This window comes from Pectobacterium peruviense, assembly GCF_003312355.2.
GTDB lineage: Bacteria > Pseudomonadota > Gammaproteobacteria > Enterobacterales > Enterobacteriaceae > Pectobacterium > Pectobacterium peruviense.
The window spans coordinates 1,452,703-1,472,466 of the sequence record NZ_CP161826.1 but is presented as its reverse complement, the minus strand read 5'-3'; the positions used below and the strand labels follow the sequence as shown (position 1 = coordinate 1,472,466).

14 protein-coding genes are annotated in these 19,764 nt (G+C 50.9%); 9 read left to right on the top strand and 5 right to left on the bottom strand.

Features of this window, described 5'->3' with window-relative positions; genetic code table 11:
* Positions 1-5 precede the first annotated feature (5 nt).
* Positions 6-1,046: a galactose-1-phosphate uridylyltransferase gene (galT, locus tag DUT67_RS06670; RefSeq protein ID WP_048261365.1), complete on the bottom strand. Its 1,041-nt coding sequence runs from the start codon at positions 1,044-1,046 to the stop codon at positions 6-8.
* A gap of 464 nt (positions 1,047-1,510) precedes the next feature.
* Here galT and galR point away from each other — a divergent pair, with 464 nt between their 5' ends.
* Both galR and DUT67_RS06660 read left to right on the top strand, forming a co-directional pair.
* Entirely contained in the window at positions 1,511-2,521 is a 1,011-nt protein-coding gene (gene galR, locus DUT67_RS06665) for an HTH-type transcriptional regulator GalR (RefSeq protein ID WP_048261367.1), read from the top strand.
* Positions 2,522-3,005: 484 nt separating this feature from the next.
* Entirely contained in the window at positions 3,006-4,313 is a 1,308-nt protein-coding gene (locus DUT67_RS06660; protein ID WP_113632267.1) for a maltoporin, read from the top strand.
* 319 nt (positions 4,314-4,632) lie between these two features.
* Here the strand turns inward: DUT67_RS06660 and DUT67_RS06655 are convergent, their stop codons facing one another.
* The gene (locus DUT67_RS06655; protein ID WP_113628142.1) at positions 4,633-5,631 is read right to left on the bottom strand and encodes an IS110 family transposase; all 999 of its coding nucleotides are present in this window, start codon (positions 5,629-5,631) and stop codon (positions 4,633-4,635) included.
* A 409-nt stretch (positions 5,632-6,040) separates the two neighbouring features.
* A complete protein-coding gene (locus DUT67_RS06650) occupies positions 6,041-7,123 on the bottom strand; it encodes an ABC transporter ATP-binding protein (RefSeq protein ID WP_113632917.1) in 1,083 nt (360 codons plus the stop codon).
* Between the two features lie 492 nt (positions 7,124-7,615).
* Here DUT67_RS06650 and DUT67_RS06645 point away from each other — a divergent pair, with 492 nt between their 5' ends.
* The 6 genes from DUT67_RS06645 to DUT67_RS06620 all read left to right on the top strand — a co-directional run bounded on the left by DUT67_RS06645 (position 7,616) and on the right by DUT67_RS06620 (position 15,146).
* Positions 7,616-8,848: an extracellular solute-binding protein gene (locus DUT67_RS06645; RefSeq protein WP_039310035.1), complete on the top strand. Its 1,233-nt coding sequence runs from the start codon at positions 7,616-7,618 to the stop codon at positions 8,846-8,848.
* A 99-nt stretch (positions 8,849-8,947) separates the two neighbouring features.
* Positions 8,948-10,252: a carbohydrate ABC transporter permease gene (locus DUT67_RS06640; RefSeq protein ID WP_039310038.1), complete on the top strand. Its 1,305-nt coding sequence runs from the start codon at positions 8,948-8,950 to the stop codon at positions 10,250-10,252.
* Between the two features lie 12 nt (positions 10,253-10,264).
* The gene (locus DUT67_RS06635) at positions 10,265-11,113 is read left to right on the top strand and encodes a sugar ABC transporter permease (RefSeq protein WP_011094699.1); all 849 of its coding nucleotides are present in this window, start codon (positions 10,265-10,267) and stop codon (positions 11,111-11,113) included.
* Between the two features lie 35 nt (positions 11,114-11,148).
* A complete protein-coding gene (locus tag DUT67_RS06630) occupies positions 11,149-12,363 on the top strand; it encodes an arabinogalactan endo-beta-1,4-galactanase (protein ID WP_113632918.1) in 1,215 nt (404 codons plus the stop codon).
* A gap of 228 nt (positions 12,364-12,591) precedes the next feature.
* On the top strand, positions 12,592-14,652 hold the full coding sequence (locus tag DUT67_RS06625) for a beta-galactosidase (RefSeq protein ID WP_113632919.1): 2,061 nt from the start codon (positions 12,592-12,594) through the stop codon (positions 14,650-14,652).
* Positions 14,653-14,804: 152 nt separating this feature from the next.
* The gene (locus DUT67_RS06620; RefSeq protein WP_005970074.1) at positions 14,805-15,146 is read left to right on the top strand and encodes a glucose PTS transporter subunit EIIB; all 342 of its coding nucleotides are present in this window, start codon (positions 14,805-14,807) and stop codon (positions 15,144-15,146) included.
* A 133-nt stretch (positions 15,147-15,279) separates the two neighbouring features.
* Here DUT67_RS06620 and dld read toward each other — a convergent pair whose 3' ends face one another.
* On the bottom strand, positions 15,280-17,037 hold the full coding sequence (dld, locus tag DUT67_RS06615) for a D-lactate dehydrogenase (RefSeq protein ID WP_113632920.1): 1,758 nt from the start codon (positions 17,035-17,037) through the stop codon (positions 15,280-15,282).
* 70 nt (positions 17,038-17,107) lie between these two features.
* Positions 17,108-18,073, bottom strand: coding sequence for an aldo/keto reductase (locus tag DUT67_RS06610; protein WP_113632921.1), 966 nt, complete (start codon positions 18,071-18,073; stop codon positions 17,108-17,110).
* Between the two features lie 257 nt (positions 18,074-18,330).
* Here DUT67_RS06610 and DUT67_RS06605 point away from each other — a divergent pair, with 257 nt between their 5' ends.
* A complete protein-coding gene (locus DUT67_RS06605) occupies positions 18,331-19,521 on the top strand; it encodes a NupC/NupG family nucleoside CNT transporter (protein WP_113632958.1) in 1,191 nt (396 codons plus the stop codon).
* Positions 19,522-19,764: the final 243 nt, after the last annotated feature.

Here is a 19,764-nt window from a genome sequence, read left to right as displayed (position 1 = left end):
TGACCTCAAATTTGCTCACGGAAATGGATATCACTCACGCTGCGTAAGCGTTCAGCAGCCTGCTCAGCCGTCAGATCGCGCTGTGCTTCGGCCAGCATTTCATAGCCAACCATAAATTTGCGCACGCTGGCGGAACGTAATAGCGGGGGATAAAAATGGGCATGCAGCTGCCAGTGCGCGATGTCCCCGTCCTTAAACGGTGCACCATGCCATCCCATCGAATAAGGGAATGAACACTGGAATAGGTTGTCGTAACGGCTGGTCAGCTTTTTCAGAATCAGAGCCAGATCGTCACGCTGAACGTCATTCAGCTGTGGTAATCGCTGCACCACGAATTTTGGCAGTACCAGCGTTTCAAACGGCCACGAGGCCCAGTAAGGAACCACCGCTAGCCAGTGCTCGGTTTCCACGACGATGCGCGAACCGTCAGCCTGCTCCCGCTGCACATAGTCAAGCAGTAACGATGAACCATGGCGGGAAAAATAGTCCCGCTGCTGTTCATCCTCACGCTGTACCTCGTTCGGCAGAAAATCATTGGCCCAAACTTGCCCATGTGGATGGGGGTTAGAACACCCCATCATTGTCCCTTTATTCTCAAATACTTGAACCCACGGGTAGCGCTTGCCTAGCTCCTCGGTTTGATCGCTCCACGTATCGATCACTGTTTTCAGTGCCGGCAGCGAAAGCTGTGGCAGGCTTTTACTGTGATCGGGAGAAAAACAGATCACACGACTGACACCACGGGCTTGCTGCACGCGGAACAGTTCATCATCACCCAACGGTGCATCCGGCGTGTCTTCCATCAGTGCCGAAAAATCATTGGTAAAAACAAAAGTACCCTGATAGTGCGGGTTGATGTCGCCAGTAATACGTTTATTGCCCGCGCAGAGATAACAGGTCGGATCGTAAGGCGGCGGCGTGGCGCGATCGGGTTCATCCTGCTGACCTTGCCAAGGGCGCTTTGCCCGGTGCGGAGAAACCAGAATCCATTCGCCTTTCAGCGGATTAAAACGGCGATGCGGATGTTCAGTTGGCTCAAACTGCATAAGCTATTCCTCAATACAAAACACGAATTCGGTACAGCGGTGGTAGCCATCCGCAGCCAATTGTATGGCGCTAGCAACCCGCGGCAGGATAGAAGAGACGATGAACACACCTGTAAACCTAGCCAGAAAAGCCCATAAATGTAATCAGTTTCACTATATATCATGGATAAAATAGCTGTAATCATGCTGAATACAGATAGGCCGCTATCTTTTAGCTATCACTCAAGTGTAATCGGTTACCCTAAATTTAAACCTCAAAATGGTATTTTGGAAGAGAGAAATGGACGATGATTGTTGATAGCGATCACATAAGTACGGTCTGGATCAAAAAGGAAAGGTGGTCGGATAGGTAACATCCGCAAAAAACCTGTACATTTATAAATATAAGTAATCGATTTTTTCTTTTAACTTGCGCGTTAGGCTGCGGTCCGCCTCACCACGCATTTGACCGCTCAGGAATGCCAATGGCCACAATAAAGGATGTTGCTCGTCTATCAGGTGTATCAGTCGCTACGGTTTCGCGCGTAATCAATAACTCGCCCAAAGCCAGTACCGCCTCAAGAGAAGCCGTAAACAAGGCCATGGCGGAGCTACAGTATCATCCGAACGCCAATGCCAGAGCGCTCGCACACCAAAGTGCAGAGACAATGGGGCTGGTCGTTGCAGATGTATCCGATCCCTTTTTCGGGACGATGGTCAAATCTGTCGAACAAATTGCACAGGCAACCGGCAACTTTCTGCTGATCGGTAACGGCTACCACAATGCCGAACAGGAAAAGAAAGCCATTGAGCAGTTGATTCGCCACCGCTGTGCGGGGCTGATCGTGCACGCCAAAATGCTTTCCGATGAGGAATTGGCCGCGCTGATGAGTCATATTCCGGATATGGTGCTCATCAACCGCACCTTGCCCGGTTATGAAAACCGCTGCGTAGCACTTGATGACCGCTATGGCTCCTGGCTGGCAACACGTCATTTAATTCAGGAAGGCCATCAGAAGATCGGTTTTCTCTGTTCTAATCACCAAATTTCCGACTCCGCCGACCGCCTGCAAGGCTATATGGATGCACTGCAAGAGCACGGCATCGCACGAGATGAACGCCTCATTGCACGCGCGTCACCAGACGAACTAGGCGGCGAAGCTGCCATGATGGAGCTCCTGAGTCGGGGCGGCAATATGACGGCGGTGGTGTGCTACAACGATTCGATGGCGGCGGGTGCGCTTTCCGTCCTGAGTGATAACAGCATCAACGTCCCGCAGGATATGTCGGTGATAGGGTTTGATGACGTACTGATCGCCCGCTACCTCCGCCCTCGCCTGACCACCGTGCACTATCCGGTTTCCGCCATGGCCATTCAGGCAGCGGAATTAGCTATCGCGTTGTCCCACGGTAAACAGCTCAGCGAAACCACGAATATGTTTAGCCCGACGCTGGTACGCCGCCATTCGGTAAGCCCTCCTACCCGCAAGAAATAACGGTATTTCATCAAAGCTGTCTGCCTGATGCGGTATTCCGCGTCAGAACAGGCAGCGACGCTATTGCGCACCTGAATTCATACATCTTGTTTTTCTCTTCCTTCAGCAAGCACGCTTTCCCTCTATTCCAGAAATGTTTCCGACTCAACATCGCATTACACCTTTTATGCAACGTTCCCGATTCTGGTATAAAAAAATTTTATGCTGCATTTGAGGCACACAAGCAAAACGTGTAACCAGTTACACACCATTACATAGCGAATAACATCAGGTTAATGCTAATAAATAACCCAAGAACGGCCTGTGGCACCGTTAAATCAGTGTAAATTTTGGTGTAACTCTTTTGTGTTTTGTGAGAACAATCATGTCACGCACCATTTTATTCCCCCATAATCCTTCGCCATGAGTGGAAACGTTTTACCTCCGTTCACGTCATGTTATTTGGAACATCCACATTCTTACCCGAATAAGCGAAAGGTATATTATGAAAAGAAAACTGCTGACGACATCCATTGCCCTGAGCTTGGCAATGCTGGCAACCCCTTCTTATTCTGTCGATTTTTCAGGATACTTCCGTTCTGGCGTGGGTGTTTCAAACCACGGAAAACAACAGACAGCCGATAAGAACTATGTGGGAAGATTAGGTAACGAGGATGACACCTACGGCGAAATCCAGTTAGGACAGCAACTGTATAACGAAAATGGGAAAACGTTTTACTTCGATAGCATGATTTCCATGTTCTCTAACGGCTCGAACGATAATGAAACCACAAAAGATGACGATGCCGAGTTTGGGTTACGCCAGTTAAATCTTCAGGCGAAAGGCTTTGTACCCGGCCTGCCGGATGCCACGGTGTGGGCGGGTAAGCGGTACTATCAGCGCCATGATTTACACATCATCGATACCAAATACTGGAATATTTCCGGTGCGGGTGCCGGGATCGAAAACATTAAAGCCGGCGAAGGGGCGTTCTCTTTTGCCTGGATCCGTGCCGATGCCGAAAACATGAACATCGACTGTGGCAACAGCCTGAACAGTCAGGAATGTCAAAGCAGAACAGACACCTACGACGATCTGAATATCAACTATCTGGACGCACGCTATGCGGGCTGGAAGCCGTGGGATGGTGCGTGGACGGAGTTCGGTATTTCCTACGCGATGCCAAATGAAGCGGATACGCAGAAAAATATCTTCCTCGCGGAAGGGCAAAAATTCGATCCTAAGAACTCTATGATGATCACCGGCGAGCTCAGCCACTATTTCTCCGGCCTCAAATCCAACCAGAAACTGGTGCTGCAATATGCCGACAAAGGGCTGGCACACAATATGGTCGATCAGGGCGGCGGCTGGTATGACGTCTGGAGCATAAACGACAGCGCCAAAGGCTATCGTGTCATTCAGGCAGGTGACCTGCCGATCACCGATAGTATTTCCCTTAGCCATGTCCTGACCTACGGTAAAGCGGATGAAATCAGCCGCTGGCGCGACAGCACCGAATTATTGTCTGCGGTAGGTCGCGGCCAATATGCCTGGACCAAGAACCAAAAAACCTATCTGGAAGCGGGCGCATACCAGAAAAAAGACAGCTGGAAAGCCGGAACAGAAACCAAATACAGCGGCCAGAAATACACGCTGGCACACGCTTTCAGCGCCGATATTCCTATGCTGACTCGTCCGGAATTGCGCTTCTTCGTTTCTTACCTCGACGGTGGGAATGAAAATAAAAACCGCTTCAACGACGATCGCAGCAACGCAGTGAACTTCGGTATTCAAGCGGAAGCCTGGTGGTAATACAGTCCTAACCCTCAACTCGACGGGCTCATCATTCCCGTCGGGTATTTCCCAAAAGGCTTTCTGCGGAAGGCCTTTTTCCGTTTCTGATATCTACGCACTCATTGTTTTTCTTACATCGGCGTAAAAAATCGCGCTGAGGTGTACATGATCGCCGGATGAGCGGCATGGACGCCGCGAAAGTCTGCGCCGCGTCGGGAGCGCGTCGCAGACGGTCCGAATAGCGAGCATGAACACCGAAGGCACCGCGCAGCGGCGCGAATCACGCCGAAAAGCCAGTGGTCAAGGCGCTGCGGCGATTGAGTAACCGTGTTGCCGGTCAAGCATTTTTATGAGTCGTCATCCCATAATTTTTGTCATAGGGCTGCTGCGTATGCAGCACGCCATAACACAGATGCACCAGTTTCCTCATCGCCGCCCCTATCGCCACCATCTTCGCTTTTCCTTTTAGCCGCAATCTTTCATAGAGCGCTCTCACATGACTGTTCCAACTGATAGCCGCTATGGCTCCCATATACAGCTTTGCCCGGATGCCCGGCGGCCCTATTTTAGACAATCTGGCTCTGCCACACACCGAGGTGCCTGAACGTCTCTCTACAGGGATAACCCCCAGATACGCCGCCACCTGTTCCGCACTCCTGAAGTGATTACCCCGGATGATGGCTAACATATTCCACCCGATTTGCTCTCCAACTCCATCAATCGATTGCAGAAGTTTCAGGTCGTTTTTTAGCCTGGGATGCTTATCTATATGCTCCGCTATCAGGCGTTCAATCCTTGCCAGCTCATCCTTTAAATTTCGTTCAATCGACTCCAGCGAGGTCAGGACTTCTTCCGGGGCCACTGTGGATTTCAACGTGCTCAGCCGATTTTCTACGCGTTGTTTATCATCAAGCACGCTATCCCTGTGCTGCAATAATGCCCTGAGTTTTCTTATTTCTTGCGAAGGCGGAACCCAATTTTCTGGTTGTTTCAGGTAGCCATAGCACGCCAGAACATAGGCATCCACTTTATCCGTTTTCGTCAATATCCCCATTCCTTTGGCAAATTCACGCACTCGATGGGGATTTGCCACTGACACAAGAATGTTAGCCAGATGAAGGCCATAAGCGAGGTGTTCGTGATAAATGCCCGTCGCTTCCATGATGATATGAGCTTGGCTCGGTTCACATTTTTGCAGGGTTAACCATTGAGCCAAAGCCTGTGCTGAGTTGGGGCCATTGGGTAACACTTTCGTCTTCCGTTTACCTTTAATGCCATCAACCAATAAGCACACATCGATAAAACGTTTACTGATATCAATGCCGACGTAATACATAATGTCCCCCCTTTCACTGAAGCCGTCACGCCCGTTCCGCTTGTACATCCAGAGTCAGTGCTCTAGGTAACCGTTCAATGTTAATGCTGGCGTGAAAGGTGAAACAGAGGGCTTAAACTCAATCGCAAGGTTATAGCCTTGGCGCCCCTTGGAAGCTCACTCTGTTTCATGTAGTGATAGCTAATCACTACATGAGAAAGATACAAGCGCGCCTTGTCGGGCGTGTGACGATGTCGCAGAGAAATAAGATGCCTAACACGCACGAAACGCTTACACCGCATCAGCATAAAGAAGAACAGTTTCGACAATAGGCCGTAGACAGCGGCAGCAAAGCCAGCGCCCGCTAAGGGCGCTGTTTATGTTTGGTAGGGGATTTTTGCTATTTAGATTCAGCGATTCAGTCGCCTAATTACGCACTAATTCTCAAGCCATCGCCGTTGAACACCAGACAGTTAGTGGGGGAGAAGAACACCTCAATGTGCTCATAGGGCTTGAAAGCGCTGTCGCCAGCCAGCAGAAGTTTGAAGTTATCAATGCCACAGCATTGGCCGAATAGGTAGGTGCTGTTGCCTAAACGCTCGACGACTTCACAACCGAATGACAGGCGAATCCCCTCACCTTCCGGTGAAACGTGTTCCGGCCGTAGCCCCAGCGTTATCGTACTGCCAATACTCAGTTCACTGGTACGAACCGGCAGTTCAAGCTGTAGCTGATCGGCGACATTGACCGTCAGGCTATCCGGCGTCCAATCAATAACCTGTGCAGGCAGGAAGTTCATTTTTGGCGAGCCAATGAACCCCGCGACAAACTGGTTAACTGGATGATAATAAAGCTCCATTGGCGACCCAACCTGCTCGACTTTACCGTAATTCATCACCACAATTTTGTCGGCCAGCGTCATGGCTTCGACCTGATCGTGCGTTACGTAAACCATCGTCGTTTTCAATTCCTGATGCAGCTTGGCAATGTGCAATCGCATATCCACGCGCAGCTCTGCATCAAGGTTCGACAGCGGTTCATCAAACAGGAATACCTTCGGGTTACGCACAATCGCGCGCCCTATCGCCACGCGCTGGCGCTGGCCGCCGGACAGCTCTTTCGGCTTGCGCTCCAGCAAATGAGACAATTGCAGCGTCTTCGCCACCATTTCGATCTGGTGCTTAATCTGGTCTTTCGGAACGCCATTAACGCGCAGGCCGTAGCCCATATTCTCGGCGACAGTCATGTGTGGGTATAGCGCATAGGATTGAAACACCATGGCTACGCCACGATGCGCGGGGGCGACATCATTCACTACTGCATCATCAATCATGATTTCACCGCCCGTAACATCCTCCAGTCCGGCAATCATTCTCAGCAACGTCGACTTACCACAGCCAGACGGCCCAACAAAAACGGCGAACTCTCCATCTGCAATCGTCAGATTCACATCGTGAAGCGTAATCGTTTTGCCAAAATGCTTACTCACTTTATCCAACTGGATCGACGCCATAACGGTAACCTCTTGATAATTTTGCTTTTCGGGATATAAGCGCTGAGTCACAACGGCCCAGTGGTCGTCTACTCAAAATGGCTCGGCAGCCCTTCCAGACGTATCAGCATCCGGCCAGGCTTACCTGCACGCTGGTCATAATCGCAATATAACAGCATGGTGTAACCGTTTGCACAAACAGGGGGTTACTTTTGTGCATAAGATCACAGCCTTTACATGTTTCACTGGCAGACGTGGCGCACTCTGCTTAATGTAATCGCCATTGGTGTAACCGTTACCCTAACTTGTGAGAAACGCGCAATAAAGCATCACGCGCCACACAGCGACGATCACCACACAATGCGTACTGTTAGATGTCTCATTTCCTGCTGTGTACTGCCGTGCGATGTAACGTTACACCAACATCGCACAAGGACGACAAAAATGGCGAGAACGGGAAGTGCGCAACGATTTCCTACCATGATTGGCCCACCAGGGCTTTGAGGACTAATGATGAAAATGAAAACACTGACCACCGTCATTATGATTTCACTGGGTATCACCGGCGTGCTCAGCAAATCAGCGCTGGCAGCCGACAAAGAACTTCTGGTATGGGAAGATATCAAGAAATCCGACGGCATCGCCGATGCGATCAAAGCCTTTGAAAAACAGAATAATGTCAAAATCAAAGTGCTGGAAACGCCTTACGCTCAGCAGATTGAGAAACTCCGTCTGGATGGCCCAGCGGGTATCGGTCCAGATGTGATAGTGATGCCACACGATCAGGTTGGCACCGCCGTGGTTCAGGGATTGATTAGCGAACTGAAGCTGGATCAGACATTCCTGTCGAGTTTCACCAAACCCGCACTGGAAGCGCAAACCTATAACGGTAAGCTGTACGGCGTGCCGAAAGCGGTTGAAACCACCGTACTGGTGTACAACAAAGACCTGATGCCACAGCCGCCGGAAAAATTCGACGACCTGTTCGCCTTCTCCAAACAGCAGCGTGCCGAAGGTCGCTATGGTCTGCTGGCGAAATTTGACGAGATTTATTACGCCTATGGCGTCATCGCCGGAATGGGCGGCTACATTTTCGGCCAGAACAGCAACGGTTCACCGAATGTAAAAGATATCGGCCTGGATAAACAAGCCACCATCGACGCCGTCAACTACATCAAGAAATTCTACGCAGATGGCCTGTTCCCGCCCGGCATCGTTGGTGAAACCGGCGCTAACGCCATCGACTCCCTGTTTACCGAGAAAAAAGCCGCTGCCGTGATTACCGGCCCGTGGGCATTCCAACCGTATAAAAACGCAGGCGTAAACTATGGCGTGGCCCCTCTGCCGCTGCTGCCAAACGGCGAACACCCGCGTTCACTGCTGGGCGTGAAAGGCTACAGCATCTCTACCTACTCAAAAAACAAAGAGTTGGCACAGAAATTCATTGAGTTCATCAATCAGCCGGAATACGCCAAAGTTCGCTTCCAGTTGACCGGTGAAATCCCGCCGATCGCCGCACTGGTTGACGATCCGCTGATTAAGAATGACGAAAAATCCCGTGCTGTCGCGATCCAATCTGGTTATGCCGTCCCGATGCCGAGCGTACCGGAAATGCAGGAAGTCTGGACGCCAGCCAACAGCGCGCTGCAACTGAGCGTGACGGGCAAGCAGGACACTAAAGCGGCGTTGGAATCTGCCGTGAAGGTAATAAAAATGCAGATCGAAGCTAACCACAGTAACCAGTAAACCACTGCACCACCGTGGGTCAACATGGGATCCCCTTGTTTATCCCCACTCGGTTTCGGGATGTGGGGATACCATGTTTTTAAGAAAATGGAGGTAGATGTGACCATCAACGCCAGCGGCCTTGTGCCACAAGAAAGAGGACATCGCCACGCCAGAACGGCTGTATTGCTGGCGCTCGTCCCCGGACTCGGACAGATTTATAATCGCCAGTTCGTCAAAGGTGCGCTTTTCTTTATCGTCATGATCTGCTTCATCGGCATATTCCATGATTTCCTGCGGAACGGTGCCTGGGGGCTTATCACGCTAGGCACCGAACTGCCGCGCGATCACTCTATTTTTCTGCTGGCAAAAGGCATTATCAGTGTGATCGTCGCCGCCTTTGGTGTCGGCGTCTACTATTACAGCCTGCGCGATGCCTACGTCTGCGGCACCAGACGTGATAAAGGCCTGCCGTTGAACAGCGTGAAGAAGCAATATCAAATGCTGTTGAGCGAAGGTTTCCCTTATCTGATGATCACGCCCGGCTTTATCCTGCTGGTGTTTGTCGTGGTTTTCCCGATTATTTTCGGCTTCTCGATTGCCTTTACCAACTACAACCTCTACCACACACCGCCTGCCAAGCTGGTCGACTGGGTGGGGATGACAAATTTCATCAACATATTCCGACTCGATCTCTGGCGTTCCACGTTCTTTGACGTGCTGCAATGGACGGTAATTTGGACGCTGATTGCGACCACACTCCAGTGCGCCGTGGGTATCCTACTGGCGATTTTGGTGAACCAGAAAGGACTGCGTTTCAAACCGCTGATCCGTACCATCCTGATCCTGCCGTGGGCAGTGCCGGGCTTCGTTACTATTCTGGTATTCGCAGGCATGTTTAACGAAACGTTTGGCGTGATTAATAACGGTATTCTGGCCGCTCTGGGGATTGAACCCAAAGCGTGGATGACCGATCCGTTCTGGACAAAAACCGCGCTGATCCTAATGCAAACCTGGTTAGGTTTCCCGTTTGTGTTCGCCATGACCACCGGCGTATTGCAGGCTATTCCTGACGATTTGTACGAAGCAGCGACCATTGACGGTGCCAGCAGTTGGTACAAGCTGACCACCATCACGCTGCCGCTGGTGCTCTACTCCATTGCCCCCATCATCATCACGCAGTACACGTTCAACTTTAATAATTTCAACATCATTTATCTGTTCAACAACGGTGGCCCGGCGGTGATCGGCTCCAACGCGGGCGGAACGGATATTCTGGTGTCCTGGATTTATAAGCTGACGATGTCTTCGTCCCAATATGCGATCGCAGCCAGCATCACGATTCTGCTGTCGATCTTTGTCGTGGGAATCGCGCTGTGGCAGTTCCGCGCCACCAATTCCTTCAAACAAGACAACATGGCATAGGAAAGCGCGCAGATGAAAAAACACAGCGTAAAACGCCAGAATTTTATCAAACTCGGCCTGACCTACCTGCTGCTGACGATTGTGGCCGTCATCATTATTTACCCGCTGATCTGGACGGTAGGCGCGTCGCTTAATCCGGGCAGCAGCCTGCTCAACACGTCGATCATTCCGGATAACTTCTCCTTTATTCACTATGAGGAGCTGTTTAACGGCCAGATTGACTATGCTGCCTGGTACTGGAATTCGATGAAAATCAGTTTCCTGACCATGATTTTGACGCTAGTCAGCGTCAGTTTCACCGCGTATTCATTCTCTCGCTTCCGCTTTCGCGGTCGCCAGAACGGGCTGATGCTGTTTCTACTGTTGCAGATGATCCCGCAATTCTCCGCGCTAATCGCCATCTTCGTACTGGCGCAAATGCTGGGGCTGGTGAACAGCCATATTGCGCTGGTGCTGGTTTACGTCGGCGGCATGATCCCGATGAACACCTATCTGATGAAAGGCTATCTGGATGCCATTCCGAAAGATCTGGATGAGTCTGCACGTATGGACGGTGCAGGCAACTTCCGCATCTTTATCGAGATCATTATGCCGCTGTCTAAACCAATCATCGCGGTGATTGCCCTGTTCTCGTTTACCGGCCCGCTAGGTGATTTCATTCTCTCCAGCACCATACTGCGTACGCCGGATCAGTACACGCTACCCATCGGGCTTTACAATCTGGTCGCACAGAAAATGGGCGCTAGCTACACCACCTACGCCGCCGGAGCCGTGCTGATCGCGGTGCCGGTCGCCATTCTTTATCTTTCATTGCAAAAGTACTTTGTCTCCGGCCTGACGTCAGGCGGAACCAAAGGGTAATTACTCAACATCTGTACCTATTCCAGGAACGTAAAATGAAAATGAAAAAACGCGTACTGATGGCCGCCATGTTGGCAACTGGCCTGTTGACCGTCTCCCTGCCGCAAACCCTGTATGCCGCAGAGAATGTGACGATCAATAAGTTGACGAACGTCCCTGCCGACTTCATTAAAGGCGCGGATATCTCCATGCTGAATGAAGTAGAAAAGCACGGCGGAAAATTTTATGACGAGCATGGCAAACAGAAAGACGCCATGCTGATTCTGAAAGAAAACGGGATTAACTACATCCGTTTGCGCATCTGGAACGATCCGAAAGATGCAGCAGGCAACGGCTATGGCGGCGGTAATAACGATTTAGCCACCACACTGGCGCTGGCTAAACGTGCCAAAGCGAACGGCATGAAAGTGCTGCTGGATTTCCACTACAGTGATTTCTGGACCGATCCGGCCCACCAAAACAAACCCAAAGCGTGGTCTGGCCTAAATGTGGCACAGCTCACCACTGCCGTACATGACTACACCAAAGCCACCATTAGCGAATTCCAGAAAGCAGGCGTCATGCCGGATATGGTGCAGATTGGTAACGAACTGAACGGCGGGATACTGTGGCCGGAAGGAAAAAGCTGGGGTCAGGGTGGCGGCGAGTTCGATCGCCTCGCTGGGTTACTGAAAGCCGGTATTCAGGGCGTGAAGGACGTACAAGGCGCGAATAACGTCAAAATCATGCTGCATCTGGCAGAAGGCACCAAAAATGACACTTTCATCTGGTGGTTTGATGAAATAGTCAAACGCAATGTCCCATTCGATGTGATCGGAGCCTCGTTTTACACCTACTGGAATGGCCCTATCAGCACGTTGCAGTACAACATGAACGACGTCACCAAGCGCTACAATAAAGACATCATCGTGGTTGAAGCCGCCTATGCTTATACGCTCGAAAACTGCGATAACGCCGAAAACAGCTTCCAGCAAAAAGAGCTGGATGCGGGCGGCTACCCGGCTTCCGTACAGGGTCAAGCCAATTACCTGCACGATCTGATGCAAAGCGTCATCAACGTGCCCAACCAGCGCGGCAAAGGCATCTTCTATTGGGAGCCAATCTGGCTGCCTACCCCCGGCGCAACCTGGGCTACGAAAGCAGGCATGAAATATAACAACGATGAGTGGAAGGAAGGCAACGCACGCGAAAACCAGGCGCTGTTCGACTGCAAAGGCAACGTACTGCCTTCCATCAAAGTGTTTAAGTAAGCCGCAAACCGTATTCAACACGTCGACAACCCGTTTAACTGAACAAGAGCGGCGATAATGGGATAGAAGAGTAAAGCGTTTGCGCCAGGGATGGCGCAACTCGAGCGTACAGGGATGTATTCACAGCGTCTTTACGATCTACCCATCATCGCCGTGTAAAGCACATTGTCGCTATCTCGAATACGCAAACCGAATTCAACACGTTGACAACCCGTTTAGGAGAGAACGATGTTCAAATTCCCCCCACTAAGCAGCAAAGTGCCCGTTCTGCTGCACGGTGCTGACTATAATCCTGACCAATGGCTAGACAACCCAGAGGTGCTGGAAAAAGACATTGAGATGATGAAGCAGACCCAGTGCAACGTCATGTCCGTGGGCATTTTCAGTTGGTCTGGGATTGAGCCGGAAGAAGGTCGCTACGAATTTGGCTGGCTGGACAGCATCCTCAACACGCTGTATGCCAATGGGATCTTCGTTTTTCTGGCAACACCCAGCGGTGCTCGTCCAGCCTGGCTATCGCAAAAATACCCGGACGTGCTGCGCGTGGGTAGCAACCGCGTACAGGCGCTACACGGCGGTCGCCACAACCACTGCCTGAGTTCGCCGAATTATCGCGAAAAAGTAAAACAAATGAACACCCAGTTGGCAAAACGCTACTCGCACCATCCTGCGGTGATCGGCTGGCATATTTCCAACGAATACAGCGGCGAGTGCCACTGTGATACCTGCCGCAGCACTTTCCAGAGCTGGCTGAAAGCACGCTACGGCACGATAGATGCATTGAATAAAGCATGGTGGAGCACCTTCTGGAGCCACACTTATACCGACTGGTCGCAGTTGGAACCACCGTCACCGATTGGTGAAGTCTCTATTCACGGCCTGAATCTAGACTGGAAACGTTTTAACACCTCACAGGTTAGTGATTTCTGTGCCGCAGAAATTGCGCCACTAAAAGCCGAAAACCCATCTCTGCCAACGACGACGAACTTCATGGAATACTTCTATGATTACGACTACTGGCAGTTGGCGAAGGTGATCGACTTTATCTCCTGGGACAGCTACCCGCTGTGGCATAACGCGGAAGATGACTGCACGCTGGGCGCCTATACCGCGATGTATCACGATCTGATGCGCACGCTGAAAGGTGGCAAGCCCTTCTACCTGATGGAATCAACGCCGAGCCTGACCAACTGGCAGCCGATCAGCAAGCTGAAAAAGCCAGGCATGCACATTCTGTCTTCGCTTCAGGCGGTCGCACACGGTTCCGATTCTGTGCAGTATTTCCAGTGGCGTAAGAGCCGCGGTTCCGTCGAGAAATTCCACGGTGCCGTCGTCGATCATGTCGGGCATATCAACACCCGCGTTGGGCGTGAAGTACAGGAGTTGGGTGACATACTCAATAAACTCGCCCCTGTTGCAGGCAGCCGAGTCGACGCGAAAGTCGCTATCATTTTCGACTGGGAAAGCCGCTGGGCGATGGATAATGCTCAAGGGCCGCGCAATGCAGGACTGTTCTATGAAAAAACCGTCACCGATCATTATCGGACGTTCTGGGAACAGGGCGTGGCAGTGGACATCATCAACGCCGATGTCGACCTCAGCAGTTATCAGGTCGTGATTGCACCGATGCTCTACATGGTGCGCGATGGTTTTGCCGAACGCGTCGATGCCTTCGTCAAACAAGGTGGCCGCTTCGTCACCACCTACTGGTCGGGCGTCGTTAACGAAACCGATCTGTGCCACCAAAACGGTTTCCCTGGCCCACTTCGTCCTATCATGGGGATCTGGGCGGAAGAAATCGACGGACTGTACGATCATGAAAGCAACAGCATCAGCGGTCTGGACGGTAATGAGCAACGTCTGGTTGGCCCGTATCAGGTCACCCATCTGTGCGAGCTGATTCATCTGGAAGGCGCGCGGGCACTGGCGACCTATGACAGCGATTTCTATGCAGGACGTCCAGCCGTTACGGTCAATGATTATGGCAAGGGTCAAGCATATTACATCGCGTCGCGCAACGATCTCGCCTTCCAACGTGATTTCTTCACCACGCTGATAAAGACGCTGGATCTACCGCGTGCGCTGCCGACCGATCTGCCTTACGGCATTGTCGCCCACCGTCGCGATGACGGAGAAAGTGAGTTTATCTTCGTTCAGAACTACACGGCAACGCCGCAGCAAATTACGCTACCTGCCGCCTACGAGGAAATGACCACAGGCAGCACGCTTTCAGGGTCTATCGACCTGTCAGGCTACGGCTGTCGGATTCTCCGCCGCGCGCTACAGTAAAGCTCATGCTTGTCAGTTAAGCATCGCAATATTAGGCGGCCACCGTGATGGATGTTTCGACGAAACCTCATCACCGTGTGTCGCCTAACAGTAATGTTAGGTGAGCGGCATTATCATACGCACGCTGATAAACAAACGAAGAGGTGACTACGATGGGCAAGATTCACAATTTTCGGAAATTGTTCGCATCAATGTTGGGTAAGCAAATTACCGAGATTGAAATCGCTTCACCGCTAGACAAAGAGAATTTGCAGCAGTTGGTGAGCGCCTTTGGCGGCAAAGAAAATATCGTCAGTCTGGATGCCTGCATTACCCGACTACGGGTCGAGGTTCACAGCCTGCGTCTGGTCAACAGCGACAGTCTGCAAAAGCTGGGCGCTATCGGCGTGATTATTGTCGGTCATCAAGTGCAGGCTATTTTCGGCACCCAGTCAGATAACCTGCGGCGCGAACTGGCTGCCTGGTTTGAAGACGACGGCGCAGAGGCGCACTAACGACACGTTTTCATCCCGATCGGTGACGAATTCTGACCTATCACGCAGGGCAGCCGACGGGCTAAAAACGGTTAAACGCATTAAGCAATCCCGCTAACGGACACACAACACGCCCGTTAGCGGCATCAGCTATTTAATGGTTGGTGTGGTGTTCTTCACAGCCGGTACAGCCCCAGTTTTTCAGCTTAGTGGTTTTGCCTATTCCTGGGTTCAGGCTATTGGTAGGATCGCTGTTCTGATAAAACGCTTTCAGCTGTGGTTTGGCCTGATAGAGATGACCAACATTGTGCTCTGCCGGATATTCCGCCCCACGCTGATCGAGTAAGGCCAGCATTCTCTCTTTCAGTTCATGAACATCCACGCCTTTCTTCACAATATAATCCTGATGGAAGACATGGCACATGAAGTGGCCGTAATACAGCCGATGCACCAGCATGTCGCTAATATCCGCCGGTAAATGCTCGAACCATTCACGGTCGTTACGCCGCAGAGCGATGTCCAGAGCCAAGATATTTTCCACGTCATGGCTGTGTACTGCATGGTAACGGATCGCGGCTCCCGCTGCTGCGAAGCGATGCAGAAAGGCCTTCGCACCTTCTTCCGGCGTACAGACAAAAAACTCGCCGTCGGCATCATGAAAATATTCTTCCAGCCAACGATGTGCTTCATCAATGCCGTCTCCCGCCATTTTCACCATCAAATGGTGTTCGAAACGGTCACGATACGTTTTCATCCGCGCCGGTAGATGAGAAGGCAGCAAGCGGCCGAGAAACTGCATGGTACGATCAACAAGATGCGGCGGAAGGAAAGGCACTTTGCTAAAGATCGCGTCCATCTGCCCTTTCAGGTTGAAAAATAAGGGCAATTTATCCGTACCCAGTTTATCGATCATCATAAACGTATCTTTGCCGTATGTTTCGGCGATATCGAATATATCGCGGTGCATATACTCACCCGCCACCGGCAGATTTTTAAAATCTGCGAGCATATGACGGCGTAATTCCGTCAATACCTGCGGCTGATTAGTCCCAATATAAAAAACCTGTTGGGATTTTTCCGCCGGAAACGTATCCAGACGCACGGCAAAAATCGACAGTTTTCCTGCACAGCCAGCGGCCTCAAATAAGCGGCGCTCATCAGCGTTAAAGCGCGACGGCGTGTCTGCATCCACATCCCGCACACGTTCAATATAGTCGTGGTCAGATGCCTGACGCTCGTCATAAATCACGTCCTTCGCGTCATACTGTTGCGATTCCAAACGGGTCAGAATCGCTTCCGGCGTATCACCCAAATTGATCCCCAGATGGTTGATCAGTTCCACCTGACCTTGCTCGTTAACCCGGCCGTAAAGTGCCATTTCGGTATAGGCTGGGCCACGATGAACCAAAGAACCACCGGAGTTATTACAAATTCCCCCAATCACCGATGCGCCAATACACGAAGAGCCGATCACAGAATGCGGTTCACGCCCAAGCGGTTTCAATACGCGCTCAAGATGCCACAGAGTACTTCCCGGCAGCGCTACAACCTGTCGTCCCTCATCCAGCAGTTGAACGCTATCCAAGCGCAGGGTATTGATGATCACGATTTCCCGATCGTAATCATTACCGCTCGGGGTAGAACCCTCAGTTAATCCCGTATTAGCGGCCTGCATCAGCACAATACAACCCGCTTCAATACTGGCTTTAAATACCCGCCACTGCTCAAGTAGCGAAGCGGGAAAAACCACCGCCAGTGCCTCCCCGCTACCCGAGCGAAAGCCTTTGCGATAACGCTCTGTTTTATTTTTATCGGTTAAGATATGGGGCTTACCGACAATGCGGGTTAGCGTTCTGATAAGATCGTGAGAATCAATGGAAATGCGACTTTCTGAGGTTACATCGTCCTTCATAGCGATCTGTCCTGTTAATTAATTTAACAAGTACGATAAAAAGACTCGTATTCAAAAAACGTTCTATTTATTAGTAACGACTCGCGCGGTTCAGTAGCTCAATATCTTCTACTGGCAACACCAGTCGCGTCGCGCTTGCCAGCTCAGCGACCTGCTCCAGCGATGTCGCACTGGCTATAGGAGCAGTAATGCCTGGACGTGCAATTAGCCATGCCAGCGCGACCTGCGATGGCGTCGTCTGATGCGCATTCGCCACGCTATCCAGCGCTTCCAAAATAGTGCGACCGCGTTCGTTCAGGTATTTTTCTACCACACCCTGCCCACGTGCACTTTTCGATGCATCCTTCGGCTGACGATACTTGCCTGACAGAAATCCGCTGGCCAGCGAATAATAGCTAATGACCCCGATCCCTTGCTCACGCACTAGTGGTTCCAGCGCAGCCTCATACCCTTGACGATCGTACAAATTGTATTCCGGTTGCAACGTTTCATAACGCGCCAGATGATTGGCTTTACTGACCTTCAGCGCTTCCGCCAGACGTGCCGCACTGTAGTTGGACGCCCCAATCGCACGAACCTTCCCCTCTTTAATCAACGCATCAAACGTGGCCAGCGTTTCTTCCAGTGGCGTATCTTTGTCGTCAGTATGTGCCTGATAGAGATCGATGTAGTCAGTTTGTAAGCGCTGTAATGAAGCCTCAACCGCCTGTCGAATATAGCGAGGAGACAGTCCTTTCTTGCCATCGCCCAAATCCATCCCGACTTTGGTGGCGAGAATGACGTTGTCGCGCTGACCGCTTTTTTTCAGCCAGTTGCCGATGATCGTTTCAGATTCACCGCCTTGATTGCCGAGTGCCCAGCGCGAATAAACATCCGCGGTATCAATGAAATTCAGCCGATGCGCCACCAGTGCGTCCAGCAAACTGAACGACGTCGACGCATCAACCGTCCAGCCAAAGACATTACCGCCGAACGAGAATGGCGGAACTACAATTCCTGAACGTCCAAGCTCGCGTGTGGTATTTGATACTGACATAATCACTCTCCTTTTGAATCATGCAGAAAACATCACGAAGAATACCCGCCAATCTGCAACTTAAAATATGACGGGTATATGTGGAATAAGAATAATGAATGAACAGAAAGGCGCAAATAACGAGACGTGGCATTTAGTTTAGATAAAATCCCAAGGTATAATTGTTTTTTTGTGTCTTTCCTCTCATTTTTAGTGCACGCGTTACATAAAATGACGTGGAAAATTTGGCCTGCCTCATATTTGGAGCACACATGTCCTTGTCCCATATTGCGCAATTTATTCTGGCGCTAGTTGTTGTTACGGCGCTGGCGCTGCTTGTCTGCCGCGATCGTAAAAGCATTCGTATTCGTTTCATTATTCAGCTACTCGTCATCGAAATTCTGCTCGCTTACTTCTTCCTGTACTCAAACGTTGGGTTAGGTGTCGTCAAAGGGTTCGCCGCAGTCTTCGACAAATTACTCGGATTTGCAGGCCAAGGGACGGACTTCGTATTCGGTGACATGGTGAATAGTGAGAAGAACCTGATTTCCTTCTTCTTCAAAGTGCTCTGCCCTATCGTCTTCATTTCCGCGCTAATCGGTATTCTGCAACACATTAAAGTGCTGCCCTTCATTATCCGCATCATTGGTACGGTTCTGTCCAAAGTGAACGGCATGGGCAAACTGGAATCCTTTAACGCGGTCAGTTCACTGATTCTCGGCCAGTCCGAAAACTTCATTGCCTACAAAGATATTCTGGGCAAGATGTCCGAAAAACGCATGTACACCATGTCTGCAACTGCCATGTCCACCGTCTCGATGTCCATCGTCGGTGCGTATATGTCTATGCTGGATGCCAAATTCGTCGTTGCCGCGCTGATTCTGAACATGTTCAGTACCTTCATCGTGCTGTCGCTGATTAACCCCTACAAAGTCGGTGAAGAGCAGGAATTGCAGTTGGGTACTCTGCATGAAAATCAGAGCTTCTTTGAAATGCTGGGCGAATACATTCTGGCAGGCTTCAAAGTCGCCGTTATCGTCGCCGCTATGCTTATCGGCTTCATTGCCCTGATTGCCGCAGTCAACGCCATTTTCAGCGCCATTTTTGGCGTCAGTTTCCAGGAAATCCTTGGCTACGTGTTCTACCCGTTCGCCTGGATCATGGGTATCCCGTCTCATGAAGCCCTTCAGGTTGGTAGCATCATGGCAACCAAACTGGTTTCTAACGAATTTGTCGCGATGCTGGAACTGCAAAAAGTGGCAGGCGAACTGTCTCCGCGCAGCGTGGGCATTCTGTCTGTGTTCCTGGTGTCCTTCGCCAACTTCTCATCCATCGGTATTATTGCTGGTGCGATTAAAGGTCTGAACGAGCAACAGGGCAACGTAGTTTCCCGTTTTGGCCTGAAACTGGTTTACGGTTCCACACTGGTGAGCATCCTTTCCGCCGCTATCGCCGGTCTGGTGCTGTAACGCCTCATCGTGTTATAAAATTCTTATCTCAGTCCGGCAGTCTTACACTGCCGGATTTTTTTTCCTACAAACCCTGACACATCTTCCATATTTCCTTCATTTTTGTCCGGCATCCACTGTTTAAACTAGTAAAATGCGGCCACTGGTCCAATAACGTGCTGGGTATGATAGCCAATGCACTCGCAGCGTGAAGAATGACAAAGAGATCATACTTACCGCGCAACCTGGAGAGAGTAATCCATC